This is a genomic window from Mycolicibacterium sediminis (genome assembly GCF_010731735.1).
GTDB classification, from domain to species: domain Bacteria; phylum Actinomycetota; class Actinomycetes; order Mycobacteriales; family Mycobacteriaceae; genus Mycobacterium; species Mycobacterium sediminis.
The window spans coordinates 777,461-794,628 of the sequence record NZ_AP022588.1 but is presented as its reverse complement, the minus strand read 5'-3'; the positions used below and the strand labels follow the sequence as shown (position 1 = coordinate 794,628).

Annotated in this window: 20 protein-coding genes; 17 read left to right on the top strand and 3 right to left on the bottom strand. The window is 70.1% G+C overall.

The window, feature by feature from the left end:
* Positions 1–84 precede the first annotated feature (84 nt).
* From rpmB to G6N64_RS03910, 3 genes are read left to right on the top strand one after another with little or no spacing between them, the layout of a single operon-like run.
* Positions 85–321: a 50S ribosomal protein L28 gene (gene rpmB / locus G6N64_RS03920; RefSeq protein ID WP_163795692.1), complete on the top strand. Its 237-nt coding sequence runs from the start codon at positions 85–87 to the stop codon at positions 319–321.
* The gene (gene rpmG, locus G6N64_RS03915) at positions 321–485 is read left to right on the top strand and encodes a 50S ribosomal protein L33 (RefSeq protein WP_163795691.1); all 165 of its coding nucleotides are present in this window, start codon (positions 321–323) and stop codon (positions 483–485) included. Before rpmB ends, rpmG begins: the two co-directional genes overlap by 1 nt.
* A 36-nt stretch (positions 486–521) precedes the next feature.
* Entirely contained in the window at positions 522–857 is a 336-nt protein-coding gene (locus tag G6N64_RS03910; protein WP_163795690.1) for a hypothetical protein, read from the top strand.
* Here G6N64_RS03910 and G6N64_RS03905 read toward each other — a convergent pair.
* Positions 847–1,215: a hypothetical protein gene (locus G6N64_RS03905; RefSeq protein WP_163795689.1), complete on the bottom strand. Its 369-nt coding sequence runs from the start codon at positions 1,213–1,215 to the stop codon at positions 847–849. The two genes, G6N64_RS03910 and G6N64_RS03905, sit on opposite strands and share 11 nt — an antisense overlap.
* A gap of 98 nt (positions 1,216–1,313) precedes the next feature.
* On the opposite strand from G6N64_RS03905, the gene G6N64_RS03900 reads away from it, so the two are divergent.
* The 8 genes from G6N64_RS03900 (at position 1,314) to G6N64_RS03865 (ending at position 7,767) form a co-directional block, all read left to right on the top strand.
* Positions 1,314–1,784 carry an SRPBCC family protein gene (locus G6N64_RS03900; RefSeq protein WP_163795688.1) on the top strand — a complete coding sequence of 157 codons (471 nt, stop codon included), beginning with the start codon at positions 1,314–1,316 and terminating at the stop codon, positions 1,782–1,784.
* A gap of 172 nt (positions 1,785–1,956) precedes the next feature.
* Positions 1,957–2,919, top strand: a complete 963-nt coding sequence (locus G6N64_RS03895) for a DUF4129 domain-containing protein (RefSeq protein ID WP_163795687.1) — start codon at positions 1,957–1,959, stop codon at positions 2,917–2,919.
* On the top strand, positions 2,916–3,401 hold the full coding sequence (locus G6N64_RS03890) for a hypothetical protein (protein ID WP_163795686.1): 486 nt from the start codon (positions 2,916–2,918) through the stop codon (positions 3,399–3,401). Before G6N64_RS03895 ends, G6N64_RS03890 begins: the two co-directional genes overlap by 4 nt.
* Positions 3,398–4,366, top strand: a complete 969-nt coding sequence (locus G6N64_RS03885) for an AAA family ATPase (protein WP_163795685.1) — start codon at positions 3,398–3,400, stop codon at positions 4,364–4,366. The genes G6N64_RS03890 and G6N64_RS03885 overlap by 4 nt, the downstream gene beginning before the upstream one ends.
* Positions 4,363–5,601 (top strand): DUF58 domain-containing protein, encoded by a 1,239-nt coding sequence (locus G6N64_RS03880; protein WP_163795684.1) that lies wholly within the window; start codon positions 4,363–4,365, stop codon positions 5,599–5,601. The genes G6N64_RS03885 and G6N64_RS03880 overlap by 4 nt, the downstream gene beginning before the upstream one ends.
* Before the next feature lies 1 nt (position 5,602).
* Complete coding sequence (locus G6N64_RS03875) at positions 5,603–6,019, top strand: hypothetical protein (RefSeq protein WP_163795683.1); 417 nt, start codon at positions 5,603–5,605, stop codon at positions 6,017–6,019.
* A gap of 40 nt (positions 6,020–6,059) precedes the next feature.
* Entirely contained in the window at positions 6,060–6,869 is an 810-nt protein-coding gene (locus G6N64_RS03870; RefSeq protein WP_163795682.1) for an acyl-CoA thioesterase, read from the top strand.
* A 49-nt stretch (positions 6,870–6,918) separates the two neighbouring features.
* Positions 6,919–7,767 (top strand): rhomboid family intramembrane serine protease, encoded by an 849-nt coding sequence (locus G6N64_RS03865; RefSeq protein WP_163795681.1) that lies wholly within the window; start codon positions 6,919–6,921, stop codon positions 7,765–7,767.
* A 3-nt stretch (positions 7,768–7,770) separates the two neighbouring features.
* Here G6N64_RS03865 and G6N64_RS03860 read toward each other — a convergent pair whose 3' ends face one another.
* Positions 7,771–8,145 carry a heme-binding protein gene (locus G6N64_RS03860; protein ID WP_163795680.1) on the bottom strand — a complete coding sequence of 125 codons (375 nt, stop codon included), beginning with the start codon at positions 8,143–8,145 and terminating at the stop codon, positions 7,771–7,773.
* 263 nt (positions 8,146–8,408) lie between these two features.
* Between G6N64_RS03860 and G6N64_RS03855 the strand changes: the two genes are divergently transcribed.
* Together G6N64_RS03855 and G6N64_RS03850 are read left to right on the top strand one after the other, a co-directional pair.
* Positions 8,409–9,443 (top strand): esterase family protein, encoded by a 1,035-nt coding sequence (locus G6N64_RS03855; protein ID WP_281361482.1) that lies wholly within the window; start codon positions 8,409–8,411, stop codon positions 9,441–9,443.
* A 46-nt stretch (positions 9,444–9,489) separates the two neighbouring features.
* Positions 9,490–9,918 (top strand): type II toxin-antitoxin system Rv0910 family toxin, encoded by a 429-nt coding sequence (locus tag G6N64_RS03850; RefSeq protein ID WP_163795679.1) that lies wholly within the window; start codon positions 9,490–9,492, stop codon positions 9,916–9,918.
* A 90-nt stretch (positions 9,919–10,008) separates the two neighbouring features.
* Here the strand turns inward: G6N64_RS03850 and G6N64_RS03845 are convergent, their stop codons facing one another.
* On the bottom strand, positions 10,009–11,937 hold the full coding sequence (locus tag G6N64_RS03845; RefSeq protein WP_163795678.1) for a DNA gyrase subunit B: 1,929 nt from the start codon (positions 11,935–11,937) through the stop codon (positions 10,009–10,011).
* A 436-nt stretch (positions 11,938–12,373) separates the two neighbouring features.
* Here G6N64_RS03845 and G6N64_RS03840 point away from each other — a divergent pair, with 436 nt between their 5' ends.
* From G6N64_RS03840 to G6N64_RS03825, 4 genes are all read left to right on the top strand, one after another.
* Complete coding sequence (locus G6N64_RS03840; RefSeq protein WP_163795677.1) at positions 12,374–13,666, top strand: MFS transporter; 1,293 nt, start codon at positions 12,374–12,376, stop codon at positions 13,664–13,666.
* Positions 13,667–13,684: 18 nt separating this feature from the next.
* A complete protein-coding gene (locus G6N64_RS03835) occupies positions 13,685–14,695 on the top strand; it encodes a LacI family DNA-binding transcriptional regulator (RefSeq protein WP_246230926.1) in 1,011 nt (336 codons plus the stop codon).
* A gap of 101 nt (positions 14,696–14,796) precedes the next feature.
* Positions 14,797–16,014: a cytochrome P450 gene (locus G6N64_RS03830; RefSeq protein WP_163795675.1), complete on the top strand. Its 1,218-nt coding sequence runs from the start codon at positions 14,797–14,799 to the stop codon at positions 16,012–16,014.
* Positions 15,984–17,075, top strand: coding sequence for a phosphotransferase (locus tag G6N64_RS03825; protein ID WP_163795674.1), 1,092 nt, complete (start codon positions 15,984–15,986; stop codon positions 17,073–17,075). Before G6N64_RS03830 ends, G6N64_RS03825 begins: the two co-directional genes overlap by 31 nt.
* Positions 17,076–17,168 lie beyond the last annotated feature (93 nt).

Sequence of the window (17,168 nt, the reverse complement as noted above, 5' to 3'; positions counted from 1 at the left end):
ATGGTTTTCAACAAGGCGGTGCCTACGCTACGCTGCGATCGAGCGCTTGTCGAAAACCATTGTCAATAACGAGGAGGTGTGCGGATGTCCGCGACGTGTCAGGTCACCGGGCGCACAGTCGGTTTCGGAAACACTGTGTCCCACTCGCACCGGCGGACCAAGCGGACGTGGCGACCCAACATCCAGGCCAAGACCTACTACCTGCCGTCCGAGGGTCGGCGGGTACGGCTGCGGGTGAGTGCCAAGGGCATCAAGGTCATCGACCGTGACGGCATCGAGGCCGTGGTCGGTCGGATGCGGCGTGATGGGCAGAAGATCTGATGGCCAGCACCGACATCCGTCCCGTCGTCAAGCTCAAGTCGACCGCGCGAACCGGCTACACCTACGTCACCAGGAAGAGCCGGCGCAACGACCCCGACCGGATCGTGCTGCGCAAGTACGACCCGGTGATCCGGCGGCACGTCGACTTCCGCGAGGAGCGCTGACATGGCGCTGCTGCCCTACCCGGCGGGCCGACCGCGGTGAGCGCGCCGACGACCGCCACCCGCAGGCCGTTCACCCTCGTCGTCCGACCGGGATGTCATGTGCCCGAGGCCTCCTCGGTGATGGAGCGGCTGCGCGGTACCGTGCGTCGCTGCCCGCACGGCGTGCTGGTCGCGGCGGACGGCGGGGACGTCCCGCAGACGTGGGTGCTGATGCAGCCGTGCTGGCCGGACCGGACACCCGTAGGGACCGCGCAGTGGATCGGACCGGTCGTCGACCGGCGTGACGCGCGCGAACTGTGCAGCTGGGTCGAGAGCGGCGAGTGGGAGGTCGCGGCGTTGCCGGCGCGGCTGCGGTCCCGTCCTACGGGATGAAGCGGTCGCTGTTGAGCTCTATCCAGACGCGGCGGGCGAGGGTGCTCAGCGTGCGCCACGCCCGCGGCCTGCCCGCGTCGGCCAGCACGTCGGCGACGTAGTCGACGTCGGTGATCACGTAGCCGTCGTCGGCCCGGCGCCACAGTCCGTCCAGGCACAGCTCGAGGGCCGCCATGGTGGAGACCCGCGGGTCGGCGATGGCGTCCAGGTCCGTGTCGGAGACGAACGACGGCCGGACCGACTCGCTCGCGCGTGCCACGGCGCGGGCGTGGACCTCGAGTGCGGGGCGACTCACCGATGAGGTCGCATCGCGGTGTCGCAGCGTCTCCACCTGCCGGAATACGTCCCTGTCGCGCATGCCGCCAGCATAGCCGTAACACGCGCGTAACACGGATTTAGCATTGAATCGCCTCCGGTAGGGTTCGCAGCCACAACGCTTCGAGACCGGGAGACGACATGGCGGGCAAGACGTTCACGTTCGAGGTCACGCGGACCAGCACCGCGCCACCGGCGACGCTGTTCCGCCTCGAGACCGACGGCGCGCGCTGGAGTGAATGGGCCAAACCCGTGGTCTTCCAGTCGAGTTGGGACGTCCTGGGCGATCCCGAGCCCGCGGGTGTCGGCGCCGTGCGCAAGGTCGGGCTGTGGCCCGTCGTCATGCTCGAGAAGACCGTCGAGTACGAGCAGGACCGGCGGCACGTCTACGAACTGATCGCCCCGAAGACACCCGCCGTCGGCTATCGCGGCGAGGCGATCTTCACGCCGAACGCCTCCGGCGGCACCGACCTCGTGTGGCGGGGCCGGTTCACCGAGGGCGTGCCCGGGACCGGTCCGGCGATGCGGGCGCTGCTCGGCGGCGCGATCAAGGTGATCTCGCTGCGCCTGATCCAGGCTGCCGAACGCGAGGCCGCGTCCTCGAACTCCTGACCGAAGCAGCGAGTGTGGGGTCTACGTACGCCAAGTGAGCCGAAATCGTGCACTACGCCCACAGTCGCGGTGACGGTTCCGTAATCCCGGCCAGGACCCCGCGACGGGCGGCCTAGAGTCGAGGTCACCAGGGCAAGGGTGACCCGACGCGCGGTCGCCCGGGAGGTCCGCGATGGCCGAGACGTCGACGGGGCGCGCGACTGCGTCCGTGGCGATGGCGGCTGGCTGCCTCGCCTTGGTCACGCTGGCCCTCCGCGGCCACATGCCCGGCGGCGAACCGGCCCTCGTGGAGCGAACCCCCGACGATCCGGTAGCGGCGGTCGTGGTCATCACGCTGCTCGCCGCCGCGGTCGCGGTGGTAACGGTGGCGGTCGTCGTCCGGGTCCGCCGACCCGCGGCAGGCGCGGCGCGGGTCGCGGGCAGGCTCGACTGGATGCGCGTCGATCGCGGTGGGCCCGCCCGTCGCACCTGGCTGATCGCGTTCGGAGCCGTCCTCCTGTGGGTACTGGTCGTCGCGATGCTGAGCAGACTGACGCTCGACGCCACCCCGCAGGGGTCCGAGCCGGACCCACCGGCCACCTCCGCCCCCGCCGCGGAGTCGCCGCCCCCGCCGAGCGACGCTGACGCCGCAGACGATCCCGTCGTCTCGGAGGACTGGAACCTGCTGGGCTACTTCTACGCCGTCACCGCGGCCTTCCTCGTCGTCATCGTGGCCGGAAGCGTGGTCGGCGCCCGCCGTCGCCCGCGTGCCGCGGCACCGGTCGAGTCCGTCGGCCCGCCCGCGACGCCGCTCTCCGATGCCGAGTCCGAGAACCTCGCGCGCGCGGCGGAGGTCGGGCTCGCCGCCGTCGGCGACCTGACGCTCGACCCCCGCAGTTCGATCATCGCGTGCTGGGCGGCGATGGAGCACGAACTCGCCCGCGTGCCCGGCGCGAGCCCGAGGGACTTCGACACCGCGTCGGAGGTCCTCGCTCGCGCCGTCGACCTGAATGCGTTGCGACCCGACAGCGCAACGGAACTGGTGGACCTCTTCGAGGAGGCGCGGTTCAGCCCACACGTGATGACCGAGCGGCACCGGGAGGCGGCCGTCGGCGTCCTTCAGCGGGTGCTCGACGAACTAGGGAGCAGGGTGTGACGCGGCTGCTCGCGGCCGGGCTGCTGCTGGTCGCCATCGTCGAGGTGGCCGTGCTCGGGGTCCCCGACCGGTCGGTGATCGCCTGGGCGGGCGGGGCCGCTGCCGCGGTGGTGCTCCTCGGGTTGCGCTGGTACGTGGTGCGGGAGGTTCCCGATCCGGTCGACGAATCCACGTCGCGGGATCCGGCGGCGACGCTGCGCCGGTGGCTGGCCCGCACCGACACCCTGGTCAGTCGCGCCGACTCGACCCGCGCCGACTGGGACAAGCACCTCCGCCCGGTCCTGGCCCGCCAGTTCGAACTGGCCACCGGACAGCGCAGGAGCAAGGACGCGACGAGCTTCCACGCCACCGCACGCATGGTGTTCGGCGACGAACTGTGGATCTGGGTGGACCCCGACGCGGTCGCCACCGAGGGCAGGGACGCACCCGGTCCGGGCCGAGAAGTACTGGACGAACTACTTCGACGGCTGGAGCGCATATGACCGACTCGATCACCGCCGCCGACACCGCCGCCCGGTGCGAGGCGGTGCTCGACGAGGTGCAGCGCGTCGTCGTGGGCCGCCGACCCGCACTCGAACTGATCCTCGTCGCGGTGCTCGCCCGCGGCCATGCGCTGATCGAGGACCTGCCCGGGCTCGGCAAGACCCTGATCGCCCGCTGCTTCGCCGCTGCGCTCGGCCTCGAGTTCACCCGCGTGCAGTTCACCCCCGACCTGCTGCCTGCCGACCTGCTCGGCTCGACGATCTACGACATGCGGTCGGGGCGCTTCGAATTCCGGCCCGGACCCATCTTCACCAACCTGCTGCTCGCCGACGAGATCAACAGGACGCCACCCAAGACGCAGGCGGCGCTGCTCGAGGCGATGGCCGAGGGACAGATCAGCATCGACGGCGTCACCCACCGGCTCGACGAACCGTTCGTGGTGCTGGCCACCGACAACCCGATCGAGTACGAGGGCACCTACCCGCTGCCCGAGGCCCAGCTCGACCGCTTCACCGTGCGGCTCGAACTGCGGTACCTGTCCGGGCCGGAGGAGGTGTCGATGCTGCGCCGTCGCCTCGATCGCGGCACGCCGGAGGCCACCGTCGATCGGGTGGTCGACGCCGCCGAGCTGCTGGCCATGCGAGACGCGGTGGAACGCGTCACCGTGCACGAGGACGTCCTGCGCTACGTCGTGTCGCTCGCCACCGCCAGCCGTCAGCATCCCCAGGTGGCGGTCGGCGCCAGCCCCCGTGCCGAACTGGACCTGGTGCAGTTGGCCAGGGCCCGTGCGCTGCTCGCCGGGCGCGACTACGTCATACCCGAGGACGTGAAGGCGCTCGCCGTGCCCGCCATGGCGCACCGCATCAGCCTGCGTCCGGAGATGTGGGTGCGCCAGGTGCGCAGCGTCGACGTGGTCGAGGAACTGCTGAAGCGCGTGCCGGTGCCGCGCACGGGCGGCGCGTGAGCACTCCGGTCGAACTACGTTGGCGCGCATCGTCGTTGACGCGTGCGATCGCGACGTGCCTGGCCGTGGGGCTCGCGGCCGCGGTGCTCACCTCGGCGTGGCAGATGGCCGTGTTCGTCGCGCCGCTGGCGGGGGTGCTGGCGTCGATCGGCTGGCAGCGCAGGCCACCATCGGTGGAGGTGCACGCCGACCCCGGCGTGCTGCGCTGCTTCGAGACCGAGGACGTACGGCTGACGGTGTGGGCGTCGGCGGACGACGGGACGCCGGTCGACGTCGCGGTCACCGGCAGCAGCGGTCTGCGATGCGCGGTGACGCCGCGACCGGACGGCCGCACCGACGTGACCGCGAGCACCGACCGCTGGGGGCGCTACCCGCTGCGCGTGCACGTCTCGGTCCCTGGGCGCGGCGGACTGTTCGAGGGCACCGCGACGGCCGAGATCGCCGACGTCTTCGTCTTCCCGCTCGTGCCGGCCGAGGCGACGGCGCTGCCGCGGACCGAACTCCTCGACCGGCTCGGCACGCACATCACCTCCCGCATCGGCCGGGGCGTCGAGTTCGGCGGCATCCGCACCTACGTGCCCGGCGACCACCTGCGAACGGTGAACTGGCCGGTCAGCGCACGCCGCGGCAGCCTGCACGTGACGGAGCGGCTCAGCGAGCGCGCCGCCGACGTGGTCGTCCTCGTCGACACCTACGACCAGCCGCCGGGACCGGCCACCGACGCCACCGAGCGCACTGCGCGCGGCGCCGTCCAGGTGGTGCAGAGCGCGCTGCGCGGCGGCGATCGGGCAGGCGTCGTCGCACTCGGGGGCAGCCCGCGGTGGCTGCCCCCCGACATCGGTCGACGGCAGTTCTATCGCGTGCTCGACGCGGTGCTCGGGGCCGGCGCCGCCTACGAGCGCTCGACGGGCACGCTCGCACCGCGGGCGTCGGTGCCGTCCGGCGCGATCGTCGTCGCGTTCTCGACCCTGCTCGACACGGACTTCGCGCTCGCCCTGATCGACCTGTGCCGGCTCGGTCACGTGGTGGTGGCCGTCGACGTGCTGGCCGGGGCGCCCTTCGGCGACGACCAGGATCCGCTGGTCCACCGGATGTGGTCGCAGCAGCGGTCCTTCATGTACCGGGACATGGCCACCGTCGGCGTCGACGTGATCGCGTGGCCCGAGTCCTCCGCGCTCGACCACGTGATGCACCTCGTGCCCGACCACCGGCGCCGCACCTCCAGGCGGCGGTGACGTGCGCGCGCTGTCCCCGGCCTTCGGACTGCTGATGATCGCCGCGATCGCCGGCGGAGTCGACGGTCCCGCGTTCGGACTTGTCGCCGCGGCGGTGGTGGCGGTCGCGGTCGGGGTCCGCTGGGCGGTCGGCGCGACGGTGGCAGTGGTGTGCGTCGTCGCACTGGTGGTCCTCACCGACCCGCCCGCCCTGGTCGCCGCCCTGGCGGGCCTGGCCGCCACCGCCTACCTCGTCACCCGCCACGTCGCGGAGGCGAGCGTGTCCGCGCCGACGATGCTGGGGGCCCTCGCCCTCTCCTCGGTCGCGACGTTCGCCGCGGTGGTCCCCGCCGACGTCGCCTGGCTGCCCGCGGCGGCACCCTTCGCCGCCGTGGTGGTGTTCGCCGTCGTCGCGCGTCCCTTCCTCCCGCCCGACTGATCGCCGGGGACCCGTCACGGGTCGGCTAGGGTGCCGATTGATGACACCCGTCAACTCCGGCTGTGACCGGCCCAGCTGGATCGCCCGACTCCTCGACTTCGAGCGGCGCGGTGACGTGTTCGTCGCGCCCAATCCGCCGCGCGGGCCGGGGAACCGCCTGTTCGGCGGGCTGATCGCCGCGCAGGCCCTCGCCGCCGCGGGCGCGACCGTCGAACCCGACAAGCTGCCGCAGTCCCTGCACCTCTACTTCGTGCGCGGCGGGGAGTACGGCGTCGACGTCGAACTGCGGGTCGAGCGCACCCGCGACGGCCGGTCGTTCGACACCCGCCGCGTCACCGCGGTGCAGCACGGCAAGGTGATCCTGGAGATGATCGCGTCGTTCCACCGTGCCGAGGTCGCCGCAGACTGGCAGCCCCCCGTCGTCCCGGCCCTCGAGTTCGACGACGCGGTACCGAAGAAACCCACCATGGGGTTCGCGGACCGCTTCGACATGCGGGTGACGCCCGGCGACGACTCCGACTTCGCCGTGCCCCCCTTCTGGATCCGCACGCGCGACCCCATCGAGGACGACGCACTGGTCCGGGCCTGCGCGCTGACGTTCCTGTCCGACTTCGGTCCCGTGCCCGTCGCCCGCCCGCCGGGCGTCCCGCTGGACCCGCACGTCGGGTACGCCGCGAGCCTCGACCACGCGGTGTGGTTCCACCGCGCCTTCGACCCGCACCAGTGGCACCGCTACGAGGTGCGGTCGCTCACCAACAGCGACGCGCGTGGGTTGGTGGCCGGCTCGCTGTACTCCGCCTCGGGTGCGTTGATCGCGAGCACCACGCAGGAAGCGCTCTGGCGGTTCTGAGGCATCCCGTGCGCGAACCGAGTTCCGTCGGACTGGAAGAGTGGTGTTCGTGAGCAACCCGTACCCGCAGCAGCCGCTGGGCGCGCCGCCGACCTGCTACCGGCACCCCGATCGGCAGACCTGGGTGCACTGCACCCGGTGCCAGCGGCCCATCTGCCCGGAGTGCATGCGGCAGGCGCCCGTCGGGCATCAGTGCGTCGGGTGCGTCGACGCGGCGGCGCGGTCGGTGCGGCAGCCTGTGACGGCGTTCGGCGGCCGACCGGTGGAGCGGCCCCTGGTGACCTACGTGCTGATCGCCATCAACGTCATCGCCTTCGTCCTCCAGAAGGTGAGCGACGACGTGTACCGCCAGTTCGTCCTGTGGCCGATCGGCATCGCCTACGACGATCAGTTCTACCGGCTGATCACGTCGGCGTTCCTCCACGTCGGCGTGACGCACATCCTGTTCAACATGGTGGCGCTGTACTTCACCGGCCCCGCGCTGGAGGCCGCGCTGGGGCACGTCCGGTTCATCGGCGTCTACGCGCTGAGCGCGATAGGCGGGTCGGTGCTGGTCTACCTGCTGTCACCGATCGAGGCGGCGACCCTCGGTGCGTCCGGCGCCATCTTCGGGCTGTTCGGCGCGTCGCTCGTCCTCGCGCGCAAGCTGGACTTCGACATGCGCCCGATCATCGTGCTCATCGTGATCAACCTGGTGATCACGTTCGTGGTCCCCGGGATCAGCTGGCAGGGACACATCGGTGGCCTCGTCACCGGAGCGGTGGTCGCGTGGGCGTACGGCTACGCGCCCCGCGCCAACCGCAATGTGGTGCAGGCCGGCGTCACGATCGCGCTGCTGGCGGTGTTCGTCGGCCTGATCTGGTGGCGCACCGCCGCACTACTCGCCATCTACGCCTGAGGGTCAGGGCGCGGGTGGCGGCGCGCCGCACCGCTCCTTGATGTCCATCAGCGGCTGCCGGATGCCGGCCATCTCGGCCTGCTCCTGGGGGTGCTGGGCCAGGTAGCCCTGCGTCTGCTTGGCCACCTCCTCGCGGGGCAGCCCCGACAGGGTGGACACGTATCCGTTGAGGTCCGGATGGGTGAACAGGTACGCCGACGTCGACGCGGAGACCCCGGCGCGGACGCCCTCGAGGTCGGCGGCGCTGCAGTTCGGCGGGTTGGCCGCCGGATCCTCGTTGGCGAAGGCGGGCGCGATGCCGCCGAACAGTGCGGCGCCGAGGACACCACCGGTGAGGACTGCACCGCCCACGAGTCGGCGAGTGATGGAACGTGGCATGACATACCCCTTCGTCGGTTGATCGCCGTTGTTTCGGTTGATCAAAGTGTGCCGACCCGACCGCGCGGTGGCGTCCCGATCAAGGTGATTCACAGGGACTCCCCGGAGGGCTCACAGCGCGGACTCATCGAACTCGAAGCCGCGCCGGTTGCCAACGATCGCGAAACGCCTTGATAACGAGCCGGATACGGGCCGCGTGGGGAACGGGGGCCGGTCGGGGCCGTTGTTACGTTTCCCGGGAATCGACGAATGGAGTGTCCCCGGTGTTGTTGAAGGTGAAGCGGCTGTCCGCCGTTCTGATCGCGACGCTCGCGTTGCCCGCGCTGATCGGCATCACCGTGCCGGCGCCCACCGCGGGTGCCTACTCCAGTGCCGGGCTGCCGATCGAGCAGCTGAGCGTGCCGTCGCCGTCGATGGGCCGCGACATCCGGGTGACCTTCCAGGGCGGCGGCCCGCACGCCGTCTTCCTGCTCGACGGTCTTCGGGCACAGGAGGACGCGAGCGGCTGGGACATCAACACCGCAGCCTTCGACTGGTACCACGATTCCGGGCTCTCGCTGGTGATGCCCGTCGGCGGCCAGTCCAGCTTCTACACCGACTGGTACCGGCCGGCCGTCGGGAGCGCGGGGCCCGTCACCTACAAGTGGGAGACGTTCCTGACCCAGGAACTCCCGGGCTGGCTCGCCGCGAACCGCGGCATCGCACCCACCGGCAACGCCGTCGTCGGCCTCTCCATGGCGGGTGGCGCGGCGCTCACCCTGGCGATCTGGCATCCCGCGCAATTCATCTTCGCGGCCTCGCTGTCCGGCTTCCTGAATCCGTCGGCCGGGTTGTGGCCCACCATGATCGGCTTCGCGATGAAGGACGCGGGCGGGTTCAACGCCACCGACATGTGGGGTACGACCAGTGACCCGGCGTGGCGCCGCAACGACCCGACGGTGAACATCAACATGCTCGTCGCCAACAACACCGCGGTGTGGGTCTACTGCGGCAACGGCAGGTCGTCCGACCTCGACGCACCCGGCGGCGACTTCGGCACCGCGTACAGCGCGCAGTTCCTCGAGAACATCACCATCAACACCAACAAGGACTTCCAGAACAAGTACGTCGCGGCGGGCGGTCGCAACGCGATCTTCAACTTCCCGACCAACGGCACGCACAGCTGGGGCTACTGGGGTGCGCAGCTGCAGGCCATGAAGCCCGACCTGCAGCGTGTGCTGGGCGTGGGGATGCCTGCCCCGCCGCCGCCCCCCGCGCCCGTTCCGGCCCCTGCGCCGGCGCCGGTTCCGGTCCCGTAGCCGCGCCCGGCGGGTCGATCCGGCGCGAGTCGGGTACAAGTGGTGGATGGCGACCGTTGACGTGTCCGTAACCTCTGCCCTCACGCCCGAGCGTGCGTGGGTGCTCGCATCCGATCTGAAGCGCTTCGACGAGTGGTTGACGATCTTCGGTGGATGGAAGAGCCCGGTGCCCGACGTCATCGAGAAGGGCACCACGGTGTCGTCGTTGATCAAGGTCAAGGCCTTCCGCAACACCATCCACTGGGAGGTGACGGAGTACGACGAGCCGAACCGCATCGAGATGCGCGGCACCGGTCGCGGCGGGGTACACATCGACCTGCACATGACGATCGACGACAACCAGCCCGGCACCACGTTCCACCTCAACGCGGGTCTGCACGGCGCGCTGCTCGACGGGCCGATCGGCACCCTGTGCGCACGAGTGCTCCGAGGCGACGTCGAGAAGTCGGTCAACAACCTCGCCGCGTTGAGCTGAGGGGCGTCGCGCGGTTCCCCCTTCTCGCCGAGACTGCGGTGAGATCGGGATCCCGCGCCAGAAGTCGATCTCACCGCAGTGTCGGTGAGGTCAGACGTCCAGGAAGCGGACGTCCCGCGCGTTCCGGGTGATGAATTGCCGCCGCGCCTCGACGTCCTCACCCATGACGATGGAGAACAACTGGTCGGCCGCCGCGGCGTCGTCGACGGTGACCTGACGCAGGACCCGTACCGCCGGGTCCATCGTCGTCTCCCACAGCTCCCGCGCATCCATCTCACCGAGACCCTTGTAGCGCTGGATGCCGTCGTCGGCGTTGATCCGCCGACCCGCCGCCAGGCCTGCCCGTAGTAGCCCGTCGCGCTCGAGATCGGAGTACGCGAACTCCGCTGCGGCGCGCTGCCACTTGAGCTTGTACAGCGGTGGTTGCGCGAGGTAGACGTGACCGCCCTCGAGGAGCGGCCGCGTGAAGCGGAACAGCAGCGTGAGGAGCAGCGTGGAGATGTGCTGACCGTCGACGTCGGCGTCCGCCATCAGAACCACCTTGTGGTAGCGCAGTTTCGAGATGTCGAAGTCCCGATGGATGCCCGTTCCCAGCGCGGCGACGATCGCCTGCACCTCGGTGTTCTTCAGGACGCGGTCGAGCCTGGCCTTCTCGACGTTGATGATCTTCCCGCGCAGCGGCAAGATCGCCTGGAACTCCGAATCCCTGCCGCTCTTGGCCGACCCGCCGGCCGAATCACCCTCGACGACATACAATTCCGACCGCCGTGGATCGTTGGATCGGCAGTCGGCGAGCTTGCCGGGCAGACCGCTCACCGTCAACCGCTTGGCACGCGACGCGTCGACACCCGACCGTTCCCGGGCCGCGCGAACGGCTTTCGCGACGATGACCTTCGCCTCGGCGGGATGGCCGTTCAGCCAGCTCGACAACCGCTCGTAGCAGACCTTGTGCACGAACGACCGGACCTCCCTGTTGGTCAGCGCGTTCTTGGTCTGACCCTCGAACTGGGGACGCGACAGCCGCACCGATACCACCGCCGTCAGCCCCTGGCGGATGTCGTCACCCCTGGGCACCGCCGAGCGTGGCGTGAGCAGCCCGTGCTCGCGCGCATAGTTGTTGACGGCAGACGTCAGTGCGCTCCGGAAGCCCTCGTCGTGCGTCCCGCCCTGGTGCGTGTGGACCGTGTTGGCGAAGCTGCGGACGGCGTCGTCGTACCCACCGTTCCACTGCAGGGCGACGTCGAGCCAGTGGCCCCCGTCGGTGCCGCCGAACCGGATCACGCTCGGGTGAATGCCGTTCGACCCGTTCACCTCGCGCAGGTAGTCCGTCAATCCGTCTGCATAGCAATGTGTTCGGCGCGTCACGACAGACCCGGGATCGTGACGCTCGTCGGTCAGCGTGGTGGTCAAGCCGTCGTTGAGGAAGGCGACGTCGCGCAGGCGGCGCGCGACGGTGTCGGCGTCGAAACGGGTGACGTCGAAGACGTCGGGGTCCGGCCAGAATCGGACGGTGGTACCCGTCTCGCTGGTCCTGGGGCCGCGACGCAACGTGCCGGGGACCGCGCGGTCGTAGGTCTGGAACCACTGGTAGCCGTCCCGTCGGATGTCCACCTCCAGGCGGGTCGACAGGGCGTTCACCACCGAGACGCCGACACCGTGCAACCCGCCGGAGGTCCCGTACGTCTTGTCGCCGAACTTCCCGCCGGCGTGCAGCACGGTCATCACGACGTCCACCGTGGGCACGCCGGTCGAGTGCAGGTCGACGGGGATGCCGCGCCCGTCGTCGGCGACCTCCACCCCGCCGCCGTCGAGCAGTCGGACCTCGATTCTGGTGGCGTGGCCGGCCATCGACTCGTCGACCGCGTTGTCGACGATCTCCGACGCCAGGTGGTGCAGTCCCCGCTCGTCGGTGGAGCCGACGTACATCCCGGGAAGTTTGCGGACGACGTCCAAACCGTCCAATATCCGGATAGAATCTCCGGTGTAGTCGTCCTGATCTCGGGCAGCATCCATCGCCATGTCTCCTCGGGGATCGTTGCAGGTGGGAGGCGGCGTGGCCGCGCCGCGGTACCCGCCCAGTCTACCCGAGAACAGCCGCTCCAGACACGATTCTAGGGCCGCTTTGCAGGCCCCTGAACGCTTCGCTGCAGGACGTTTGAAGTTGACCTGGTGTGATTCGATGGGGAAATCGGCAGGGTCGCGATCAGGCGGCCGTCAGGTGCGAGGCGCCCTCAGGTTTGCGAGCGCGACGTTCCCGAGTCGGGTCAGGCGGACGCATAGCCCCTGCCCGACCGTCGAGCGTTGCGTCGTGTCACGCCGCGGCGCCGTGAGTGTGGCGTAAACCCACGTTCGGCGGGGAACGGTCGGGTAAGCACTTCGCCTACTTCCGTTCGCGGCCGAGACCCGATCCGCTCTGCGTATTCTGTTGCGCCACAGCCACCGACGGAAGGACGCCATGCCGACGACGACGCCAACGACCTCGCGACCGGCCGCCGTCCGCAGGGCCGTCGTCGGCGCCTCCATCGGGAATGCCGTGGAGTGGTTCGACTTCGCCATCTACGGATTCCTGGCGACGTTCATCGCCGCGAACTTCTTCCCCGCCGGCGACGACACCGCCGCTCTGCTCAACACGTTCGCGATCTTCGCGGCCGCATTCTTCGCGAGGCCGCTCGGCGGCTTCGTCTTCGGCCCGCTCGGCGACCGGCTCGGCCGGCAGCGCGTGCTCGCGATCGTCATCCTGCTGATGTCGGCGGCGACGCTGGCGATCGGCCTACTGCCGACCTACGCGACGATCGGGGTGGCCGCTCCGCTGCTTCTGCTCTTCTTCCGCTGCCTGCAGGGCTTCTCGGCCGGCGGTGAGTACGGCGGCGGCGCGGTCTATCTCGCGGAGTACGCCTCCGACGAGCGTCGCGGGCTCACCGTGACGTTCATGGCCTGGTCGGGCGTGGTCGGCTTCCTACTCGGCTCGATCACCGTGACGGTGCTGCAGGCCGCGCTGCCGGCGGCGGCGATGGAGTCCTACGGCTGGCGCATCCCGTTCCTGCTGGCCGCCCCGCTCGGACTCGTCGGCCTCTACATCCGGCTGCGGCTCGACGACACGCCCGAGTTCACCCGGCTGAGCACCACCGACGACGTCGCGAAGCGTCCGCTGCGGGAGGCCGTGCGCACCTCGTGGACGTCCATCCTCCAGGTCATCGGGCTCTTCCTCGTCTTCAACGTCGGCTACTACGTCGTATTCACGTTCCTGCCGACCTACCTGATCAGAACGCTGAACTACTCGAAGACCGCGTCGTTCACGTCGATCACCCTGGCCAGCCTGACCGCGCTGGTGCTGATCCTGCCGCTCGCCGCGCTGTCCGACCGGGTGGGCCGCAGGCCGATGCTGATCGGCGGATCGGCGCTGTTCGTGGTCGCCGCGTACCCGCTGTTCCTGCTTCTGAACTCCGGCTCGTTGACGGCGGCGATCACCGCGCACTGCCTGCTCGCCGCGATCGAGTCGGTGTACATCTCGGCGGCGGTGACCGCGGGCGTCGAACTGTTCGCCACTCGGGTGCGCTACAGCGGGTTCTCGGTCGGCTACAACATCGCCGTCGCCGGGTTCGGTGGGACCACGCCCTACGTGGTCACGTGGCTGACCAGCGAGACGGGGGTGCTCGCCCCGGCGTTCTACTTGATGGGCGCCGCCCTGCTGTCGCTGCTGACGGTGCTGGGTCTCCGCGAGACGGCGGGCACCCGGTTGCGCACCTGACGTGCCACGATGTGCGGTGTGGGTGTGAAGGCGCGGCCGACTGCGGCCAGCAAGTCGGCGCGGCCGACGAAAACAGACGTCGCGCGCCTGGCCAAGGTCTCGCCCGCCACCGTCACCTACGTCCTCAACGACGTCGCCGGCCAGACGATCTCGGCGCAGACCCGGGCAGCCGTGCACGCGGCCGCCGAGCAACTCGGCTACCGACCCAACCTCGCCGCGCGTAACCTCGCCCGCGGCGGTAGCGGCGTGGTGCTCTACGTCGTCCCGCGAATATCGCTGGGGGACCTGCTGATCGAGGTCGGCAGCCGCCTGACCGCGGCGCTGGCCCGGCGCGGCGTCGTGCTCTCGCTGCAGTTCGAGACCGAGGACGGCCGCAACGTCGTCGACGCCATCGCCGACCTGAACCCGATCGCCGTGACCGGCGTGTTCCCGCTCAGCGGCGCAGCGCTCGACGCGGTGACGGCCGCGGGCATCCCGCAGATCCACCTCGGCAGCGCCCAGTTGCACGCCATGGGCGCGCTGCACCTGACGATCGGCGAGATGCGGGTGGAGCACCTCGCCTCCCGCGGACACCGCCGGTTGGCCTTCGCCTTCTCCGACGTCGAGCAGGTGCGGCCGCTGGGGGAGTACTGGCTGGCCGGTCTGCACGCCGCCGCGGACGCCCGTGGCCTCGACCGGATCGCGACCGGTGTCCTGCGCGCCGACGGCTCGAATGCCGGCGACGTGGTCACCGGCTGGGTGGCCGAGGGGATCACGGCCGTCTGTGCGGAGAGCGACGAGACGGCGATGGTCGTGCTGCACGGCATCCGACGGGCGGGCCTGCGCTGTCCCGAGGACCTGGCGGTGATGGGCGTGGACGCCCGGCCGCTGGGCGCGGTGAGCGCTCCACCGTTGACGTCGGTGGGCTTCGACGCGGAAACCATCGTCGACGTGTCGGTCGTGGCCATGATGGCCGAACTCGGTTATCCGTCGGTACGCGAACCGAGCAGCGCGAACGTCGCGCACCTGATCGTGCGCGAGTCCACCTAGGGATCAGCCGACCCTTGTCGGGCAGTCGCTCAGCCGTGTAACTTACGCGTGTAAGCGACCCGTGCAGCCCTCGGGTGGCCACACTCTCGAGAGGCGACCACGTGACCGACTCGACAACCGTCGACGCAGCGACCAGGGACCTGTACTTCGACCCCTACGACGTCGAGATCAACGCCGACCCGTACCCGGTGTTCGCCCGTCTCCGCGAGGAGGCGCCGCTGTACTACAACGACGTCCACGGCTTCTACGCCATCAGCCGCTTCGCCGACGTCAACAAGGCGCTCGTCGACCACGAGACCTTCAGCTCGGCCCGCGGCGCCATCATCGAGCTGATCAAGGCGAACATCGACATCCCCTCGGGCGCACTGATCTTCGAAGACCCGCCCATCCACACCACGCACCGCAAGCTGCTGGCGCGGATGTTCACGCCGCGCAAGATCAGCGCGCTGGAGCCGAAGATCCGGGAGTACTGCGCGCAGGCGCTGGACCCGCTCGTCGGCGGCGACCGCTTCGACTTCGTCACCGACCTCGGCGCCATCATGCCCATGCGGGTGATCAGCGCCCTGCTCGGCATCCCCGAAGGTGACCAGGAGATGATCCGCGACCACGCGAACGCCCAGATGCGCACGGAGGCAGGCAAACCGATGTCAGCCGCGCAGGACGGGCTGGTCGACGGGTCGATCTTCGAGGCCTACATCGACTGGCGCCGGGACAACCCGTCCAACGACATCATGACCGAACTGCTCAACGTCGAATTCACCGACTGGGAGGGCGTCACCCGCACCCTCACCCGCGAGGAACTGCTGATCTACATCAACGTCGTCGCCGGTGCGGGCAACGAGACCACGACGCGCCTCATCGGGTGGGCGGGCAAGGTGCTGGCCGAGAACCCGGACCAGCGCCGGGAATTGGCGCAGAACCCGGCGCTGATCCCGCAGGCCGTCGAGGAACTGCTGCGCTTCGAGCCGCCCGCGCCGCACGTCGCCCGGTACGTCACCCGCGACGTCGAGATCCACGGGCAGACCGTGCCCGAGGGCAGCATCATGATGATGCTGATCGGCGCCGCGGTCCGCGACAGCCGCCAGTTCCCGCCCGACGGCGACGTCTTCGACATCCACCGCGAACAGCGCCAGCACCTCGCGTTCAGCGTCGGCACCCACTACTGCCTGGGATCGGCGCTGGCGCGGCTCGAAGGCCGCATCGCGCTCGAGGAGATCCTCAAGCGCTTCCCCGAGTGGGAGATCGACCTGCCGAACGCCGCGCTGTCCCCGACGTCGACGGTGCGCGGATGGGACGCGATGCCGGCGTTCGTCCGGTGACCGCCGCCGTCGTCGTCCCCTCCGACTGGAGCGAGATCACGCCGGAGTGGCTCACCGCCGCGCTGGCCACTCACCATCCCGGAGCCGTCGTCGACGCCGTCGAGGTGGCCATGCGCGACGACGGCACCAACCGGCGGGCGCGCCTCGCCGTGACGTACTCGTCCGGCTCCGGCCCGGCGACGGTGTTCGTCAAGGCCGTGGACCCCGACCACAGGGCGATGATCGAGATGACCAGCGGACTGCTGCACGAACCGCGGCTGTTCGCGTCGAACGTCGAACTGCCGCTGGAACATCCGCTGGTGTACGCGGCTCCCATCGACGAGGCGGCGAAGGACTTCATGCTGGTCATGGAGGACCTCACCGCCCGCGGCGCCGACCCCCGCGACGCCACCCGGCCACTCACTCCCGACCAGGCCGCAGACGGCGTGTTCGGGCTTGCTCGCATGCACGGCCGGTACTGGGGCACCCGGCTGGAGCGACCCGAGCTGGAGTGGCTGGAGCCGTTCGTGCCGTGGGACGGCATGCAGTACGCGCCCCTGCCCGCCGCGCTGGACCGCCTCGGCGACGACGCGCCCGCCTCGGTGCACGCGCTCACCATCGACGAACTCGTCGAGGACGTCTGGAAGCCCTACGTCCGCACGCTGACCACCGGACCGTCGACGCTGCTCCACGGCGACGCGCACGTCGGCAACACCTACCTGATGCCGGACGGCACGGTCGGCTTCCTCGACTGGCAGGTGGCCCGGCGCGGCAACTTCGGCCTCGACCTCGGCTACTTCCTGCAGGGCGCGGTCACCACCGCGGACCGCCGGGCCCACGAGCGCGAACTGCTCGAGGTCTACCGCGACGCGCTCGACCTGCCCACCGACGAGATGCCGTCCGCTGACGAGGTGTGGCTGCGCTACCGGGCGTCGGCCGCGCACGGGTTGACGCTCTGGCTGTGCACCGCCAGCGCGGGCGAGCTGTGGCAGCGGCCCGACATCGCGCTCGCCCTGGCACAGCGGTACTCCGCGGCGTACGACGACCTGCACACCCGCGAGGCGATCGCCGACCTGATGTGACCTCGCAGAACTTGACGGATGTCACGCGAGGGACGTCACGTTGTGAACCACGCCACCTTCGCTAACCTGGAGGCGACCTCGACCTCACGCCCC

Bases quoted from the DNA above. Each gene is read 5' to 3' on its own strand.
- rpmB (WP_163795692.1), top strand. From the start codon at position 85: ATGTCCGCGACGTGTCAGGTCACCGGGCGCACAGTCGGTTTCGGAAAC.
- rpmG (WP_163795691.1), top strand. From the start codon at position 321: ATGGCCAGCACCGACATCCGTCCCGTCGTCAAGCTCAAGTCGACCGCG.
- G6N64_RS03905 (WP_163795689.1), bottom strand. From the start codon at position 1,215: ATGCGCGACAGGGACGTATTCCGGCAGGTGGAGACGCTGCGACACCGC.
- G6N64_RS03900 (WP_163795688.1), top strand. From the start codon at position 1,314: ATGGCGGGCAAGACGTTCACGTTCGAGGTCACGCGGACCAGCACCGCG.
- G6N64_RS03895 (WP_163795687.1), top strand. From the start codon at position 1,957: ATGGCCGAGACGTCGACGGGGCGCGCGACTGCGTCCGTGGCGATGGCG.
- G6N64_RS03885 (WP_163795685.1), top strand. From the start codon at position 3,398: ATGACCGACTCGATCACCGCCGCCGACACCGCCGCCCGGTGCGAGGCG.
- G6N64_RS03870 (WP_163795682.1), top strand. From the start codon at position 6,060: ATGACACCCGTCAACTCCGGCTGTGACCGGCCCAGCTGGATCGCCCGA.
- G6N64_RS03860 (WP_163795680.1), bottom strand. From the start codon at position 8,145: ATGCCACGTTCCATCACTCGCCGACTCGTGGGCGGTGCAGTCCTCACC.
- G6N64_RS03850 (WP_163795679.1), top strand. From the start codon at position 9,490: ATGGCGACCGTTGACGTGTCCGTAACCTCTGCCCTCACGCCCGAGCGT.
- G6N64_RS03845 (WP_163795678.1), bottom strand. From the start codon at position 11,937: ATGGCGATGGATGCTGCCCGAGATCAGGACGACTACACCGGAGATTCT.
- G6N64_RS03840 (WP_163795677.1), top strand. From the start codon at position 12,374: ATGCCGACGACGACGCCAACGACCTCGCGACCGGCCGCCGTCCGCAGG.
- G6N64_RS03825 (WP_163795674.1), top strand. From the start codon at position 15,984: ATGGGACGCGATGCCGGCGTTCGTCCGGTGACCGCCGCCGTCGTCGTC.